5 protein-coding genes are annotated in these 5,219 nt (G+C 69.9%); 1 reads left to right on the top strand and 4 read right to left on the bottom strand.

Annotation, left to right across the window (positions count from 1 at the left end; all coding sequences use genetic code 11):
* Positions 1-214 precede the first annotated feature (214 nt).
* On the bottom strand, positions 215-1,390 hold the full coding sequence (locus V6M46_RS18950; RefSeq protein WP_332667990.1) for an acetoin utilization protein AcuC: 1,176 nt from the start codon (positions 1,388-1,390) through the stop codon (positions 215-217).
* Positions 1,391-1,573: 183 nt separating this feature from the next.
* On the opposite strand from V6M46_RS18950, the gene V6M46_RS18945 reads away from it, so the two are divergent.
* Entirely contained in the window at positions 1,574-2,896 is a 1,323-nt protein-coding gene (locus tag V6M46_RS18945; protein WP_332667988.1) for an FAD-binding oxidoreductase, read from the top strand.
* Here V6M46_RS18945 and proC read toward each other — a convergent pair.
* From proC to V6M46_RS18930, 3 genes are read right to left on the bottom strand one after another with little or no spacing between them, the layout of a single operon-like run.
* Positions 2,893-3,699 carry a pyrroline-5-carboxylate reductase gene (gene proC, locus V6M46_RS18940; RefSeq protein WP_332667986.1) on the bottom strand — a complete coding sequence of 269 codons (807 nt, stop codon included), beginning with the start codon at positions 3,697-3,699 and terminating at the stop codon, positions 2,893-2,895. The two genes, V6M46_RS18945 and proC, sit on opposite strands and share 4 nt — an antisense overlap.
* Before the next feature lie 20 nt (positions 3,700-3,719).
* Positions 3,720-4,364: a LysE family translocator gene (locus tag V6M46_RS18935; protein ID WP_332667984.1), complete on the bottom strand. Its 645-nt coding sequence runs from the start codon at positions 4,362-4,364 to the stop codon at positions 3,720-3,722.
* 29 nt (positions 4,365-4,393) lie between these two features.
* On the bottom strand, positions 4,394-5,179 hold the full coding sequence (locus tag V6M46_RS18930; RefSeq protein ID WP_332667982.1) for a sugar phosphate isomerase/epimerase family protein: 786 nt from the start codon (positions 5,177-5,179) through the stop codon (positions 4,394-4,396).
* Between the last annotated feature and the right edge of the window lie 40 nt (positions 5,180-5,219).

Raw genomic sequence — 5,219 nt, 5'->3', positions numbered from 1 at the left:
ACCCGCATCTGAGCCGCCACTTCCGCGACGGTCAAGAACGTCGGTCCGGATGCCATGTCACCACCTGCTTCCTGAGGGGCACGCGCGCTCTCCGGCTTCCCCACCGGAGAAACAGCGCGCGTGCCTTGGTTGAGACTAGTGCCTCGTGGGGCCCCGGGGACAGTAGTTACCCAAAATCGCTGTGATGTAGCAGTTCACCCTGGAACCGCAGCGCTCATGGCTGCGGGTCGAGACCGTTCAGAGGGAAGGCCGCGGTGCGCGTCGCCTGGATCGAGCGATCGAGCCAGCTCGCGGGGTCGTAGCCCTGCTCCCAGGCGCGATAGCCGACCGCCCGGCCGTCGGTCATGCGGAGCGGTCCGGGCGATCCGCGCAGCTCCTCGATGCGGGCGCGCCAGCGCTCCGGCGTCAACGTGGAGGGGTCGAGCGGCGATCCGGCGACGATCGCGAGCAGGTGGGCCCAGGCCCGGGGCACGACGTCCATCACGGCATAGCCACCACCGCCGGTCGCAACCCACTTGCCGGCGCACACCTCTTCGGCGAGGTCGCGCAGCGCCAGGTAGGACGCCCGCTGGCCGTCGACGCTGAGCATCAGGTTGGTCAGGGGGTCGTCCATGTGGGAGTCACATCCGTGCTGGGTGACCAGCACGTCGGGCTTGAACTCGCGGACCAGCGGCGGCACGACCGCGTGGAACGCCCGCAGCCAGCCGGCGTCGGACGTACCGGGTGGGAGCGGCATGTTGACCGCGGAGCCCTCGGCGCCCTCTCCGCCGGTCTCGGCCGAGTAGCCCGTGCCGGGGAACAGCGTCTGCGGGCCCTCGTGGATCGAGATCGTCAGGACGCGGGGGTCGTTCCAGAACATCTGCTGCACGCCGTCGCCGTGATGCGCGTCGACGTCGACGTATGCCACCCGCTGTGCGCCGTTGTCGAGCAGCCAGCGGATCGCGAGGGCGACGTCGTTGTAGATGCAGAAGCCGCTGGCGTTGCCCGGCATCGCGTGATGGAGTCCCCCGCTGACGTTGACCGCACGGGGCGCCGCGCCGGTCCAGACACGGCGTGCCGCCTCGACGCTGGCGCCCGCGATCAGCGCACTGGCCTCGTGCATGTGGGCGAACACCGGGTTGTCGTCAGTGCCGAGTCCGATGCTCGGATCGGTGTACGTCGGATGGTCGCTGAGCTTGTGGACGCCCTCGATGTAGCTCGCGGAGTGGATCAGGTTGAGCTCGTCGTCCGTGGCCGGGATCGCGCCGACGACGTCGAGCCCGTCGACGATGCCGATCTCCCGCGCGAGCGCCATCGTGAGGTCGATGCGAACCGGCGCCATGGGGTGGGACAGACCGAAGTTGTACTCGGTCAGGTGCTGGTCGAAGACGACGCACGCGCGCTCGGTCATGCCGCCACCTCCAAGAAGAACCCACGATACGGAGGCGTCGGCATGAGTGCCTGATGATTCCGTCGCTGGCGCTCGGTCATGCATTCCACCTTAGGCCGCGATGCCGCACGGGGTTCGATGCGGACTCCTTCCCAGGCCACGGCCGCTTCGGTATGGTCGGCCCCATTCTTGGATGGGGGCACGGTGACCACTGACCTCAGCGCGATCCTCGACGGCCAGGTCCTGACTCGCGGCGATGCCGGGTATGACGAGGCCAGGACCGTCTGGAACGCCATGATCGACCGGTATCCACGGCTGATCGTGCGCTGCCACAGTGTCCGGGATGTCGTCACGGCGATCCACGCGGCGCGGGCCGCCGAGCTCGAGATCGGCGTGCGGTGCGGAGGGCACAGCGTCGTCGGCCACGCCGTGCCAGAAGACGGCATGATGATCGACCTCACCGCGATGGGTGAGGTCGTCGTCGACCCGCTGCGGCAGCGGGCCCGAGTGCAGGGCGGCGCGATGCTCGGCGCGCTCGACCTCGCCGCGCAGGCCCACGGGCTCGCGACCACCGCCGGCAACGTGTCGCACACGGGCGTCGGGGGCCTGACGCTCGGCGGCGGCATGGGTTGGCTCGCGCGGCAGTACGGCCTGAGCTGCGACAACGTCGTGTCGTTCGAGGTGGTGACCGCCGCAGGCGAGGTGCTGCGCGCCAGCGAGACCGAACATCCCGACCTGTTCTGGGGCCTGCGTGGCGGAGGCGGCAACTTCGGCATCGTCACCGAGTTCGAGTTCAGGCTGCATCCGATCGGCACCCAGGCGCTGACCGTCGCTTACGACTTCCCGATCGATCACGCGGCACCCGCCTTCCGCGGCTGGCGCGACCTGAGCGTGGGTGCGCCTCGAGCCGCGACATTCGAGGCGACGATCTCCGGCGGGATCGCCACCCTCGGCTACGTATGGGTCGGCGATCCGGCGGAGGGCCGCGCGCTCCTCCCGTCGCTCGACCGGATCGGCACACCTGCCGCGAAGCGCGTCCTCGACACGACCTACCTCGCGTTGCAGCAGCGCGACGACACCGTCGACGGCCACGCCTTCCGCCGGTACTGGAAGGGCCACTACTTCGCCGAGCTGTCCGACGAGCTGATCGACATCATCGTCGAGGGTGCCCTGACGCAGACCATGGCGCCCAACGTCGGCCTGCAGGCGTACGGCGGTGCGATCGCCGACGTGCCGGATGCGGACACGGCATTCGGTCAGCGCAGCACGGCGTTCGAGCTCGTGGCGGCCGCTCGGTGGACCGACCCGGGTGAGGACGAGGTCCGGATCGCGGCGGCGCGGGCCTACGCGGCCACGATGGACTCGTACGCGAGCGGCGCCTACGTCAACGCGCTCAACGACGAGGGCATCGCCGGCGTCCGCCGGGCATACCCCGCCGACAAGCTGGCCAGGCTGACCGCCCTGAAGGATGCGTACGATCCGCACAACGTGTTCCGGCTCAACCAGAACATCCCGCCAACGCGCTAGGCGGGGGCCGACAGCTCGGCAGACCTGGCGGCCGCGGCAGCGACGCCGGCGACCAGCCCGTCCTTGACGCCACGATCGTCGAATGTCGTGATCGCGGCATGCGTCGTGCCGTTGGGCGACGTGACCCGGCGCCGGAGCTCCTCGGCCGTGTCGCCGGACTCGGCGAGCAGCTTGGCGGCGCCGACCAGCGTCTGGGCCGTGAGCGTACGGGCGGTGTCCTCGTCGAGGCCCGCCTCGATGCCGCCGGCGATCATCGCCTCGGCGAGGTAGAAGACATAGGCCGGGCCGGAGCCGGAGACTGCCGTGACGGCATCCTGCCGAGACTCGTCGACGACCACGACCTTGCCGCCGGACTCGAGCAGGCTGACGACCGCGTCGACCCGGTCGGACGAGCAGGAGGTGCCGGGCGAGATGCCGAACATCCCCTCGCCGACGAGCGCCGGGGTGTTGGGCATCGCGCGGATGACCGCGACGCCGTCGGGGAGCGCCGCCTCGATCGTGGCGATCGTGATGCCGGCGGCCAGCGACACCACGGTGGCTTGGGGCCGTACGGACCCGGCGATCTCGTCGAGCAGCGCGGCGACGTCCTGCGGCTTGACGACGAGGAGGATCACCTCGGCGTCGGCGACCGCCTCGGCGTTGCCGGTCACGGTGACGCCGTACGCCTCACGGAGCTCGGCCGCGCGCTCCTCCCGCTTCTCGGAGATCACCAGGTCAGCAGCGGGCTGCCCCGATCGGAGAATCGCCGAGAGGAGGGTCTCGCCCATCACGCCGGCGCCGAGGATCGCGATCCGTTGAGTCATACCGGCGAGTGTAGGGCGGGTCAGTGGTGGTTGCCGGAGACGGCCAGCCCGACGCCGAGGCCGATCATCGACGTACCGCCGACCGCGCCCATCGCCTCGCCGCGCTTCTGCGAGGCGTTGAACCACGTGCGGAGCTGGCTGGCGATGACCGCCCACAGGCTGTCGGACAGCAGGCCGATCGTGACGGCGATCAGACCGAGCAGCAGCATCTGCGCCTGGACGTGGCCGTTGCCGCGATCGATGAACTGCGGCAGCACGGCGCCGATGATCATGAACGCCTTGGGGTTGGAGACCCCGACGATGTAGCCCTGCCGGAGCACCTTGTGCCACGTCAGCGCCGGGAAGCCGTCGGCGCCGGCGTTCTTGACGCTGAAGGCCTTGCGGTGCCGGATCGCCTGGATGCCGAGCCACACGAGGTAGGCGGCGCCGGCGAACTTCAGGATCATGAAGACCACGATCGACTCCTCGACGATCACGCCGAGGCCGAGCGCGACCAGGATGACGATCGTCAGCAGGCCGACCGTGTTGCCGACGACGGACGTGAGCGCCACCGCGCGCCCGTAGGCCAGCGCACGGCCGATGACGAACACGACGCTCGGCCCGGGGATCGCGATGAGGATGAACGCCGCGAGGCCGAAGGCGAGGAACTGGTCGACGGTGATCATGGCCGACATCCTCGCAGAATCTGCCGGTGTCAGACAGTGGCGTGGAGGCGGGTGAACGCGAGCGCCTCGAGCAGGTCGGCCTCGCGATCGCTCTGGTCCTTGGCCTTGCGGGTGTTGATCTCGACGACGATCTCGCCGTCGTAGTCCGACGCGGCCACGTGCTCGAGGAACTCCCGGCACGGCTGCGACCCGCGTCCGGGGACCAGGTGCTCGTCCTTGGCCGAGCCCGATCCGTCGGTCATGTGGATGTGGGCCAGCCGGGTGCCGAGCGCCCTGGCCATCTCGAGCGGGTCCTCCCCCGACGTCGAGCTGTGGGAGAGGTCGACGGTCACGTGCGCGTAGTCGTGCCGCAGCGGGTCCCACCCCGGGGCGTACGCCTGGAACTCCCGCTTGCCGGTGCGCCACGGATACATGTTCTCGACGGCGTACGTGACGCCGTGCTGGGCCTCGAGGTCGGCGATGCCGTCGACGAACCCGCGGGCGTAGTCGCGCTGCCAGCGGAACGGCGGGTGCACGACGATGACGGACGCGCCGACCTCGTGCGCCATCTCGGCGCTGCGGTGCAGCTTGCCCCACGGGTCGTTGCCCCATACGCGCTGTGTCACGAGCAGGCAGGGCGCGTGGATCGAGACGACCGGGATCTCGTGGAATGCGCTGAGCGCCTTGATCGCGGTGATGTCGGCGCTGACGTCGTCGATGCCGACCATGACCTCGACGCCGTCGTAGCCGAGGCGGGCCGCCGACTCGAAACCGCTTGCCGTCGACCCCGGGTAGACCGAGGAGGTCGACAGCGAGACGCGGATGGGTTCAGGCACGTGCCCAAGGCTAGTCCGGGGGGACTAGAGGGCGTCCAGA

Source organism: Aeromicrobium sp., from assembly GCF_036676885.1.
In the GTDB taxonomy this organism is placed as follows: Bacteria; Actinomycetota; Actinomycetes; order Propionibacteriales; family Nocardioidaceae; genus Aeromicrobium.
This window is presented reverse-complemented; position numbering and strand designations above follow the sequence as displayed.

Coding starts and splice junctions, on each gene's coding strand:
- V6M46_RS18950 (WP_332667990.1), bottom strand. CDS start 1,390: ATGACCGAGCGCGCGTGCGTCGTCTTCGACCAGCACCTGACCGAGTAC.
- proC (WP_332667986.1), bottom strand. CDS start 3,699: ATGACTCAACGGATCGCGATCCTCGGCGCCGGCGTGATGGGCGAGACC.
- V6M46_RS18935 (WP_332667984.1), bottom strand. CDS start 4,364: ATGATCACCGTCGACCAGTTCCTCGCCTTCGGCCTCGCGGCGTTCATC.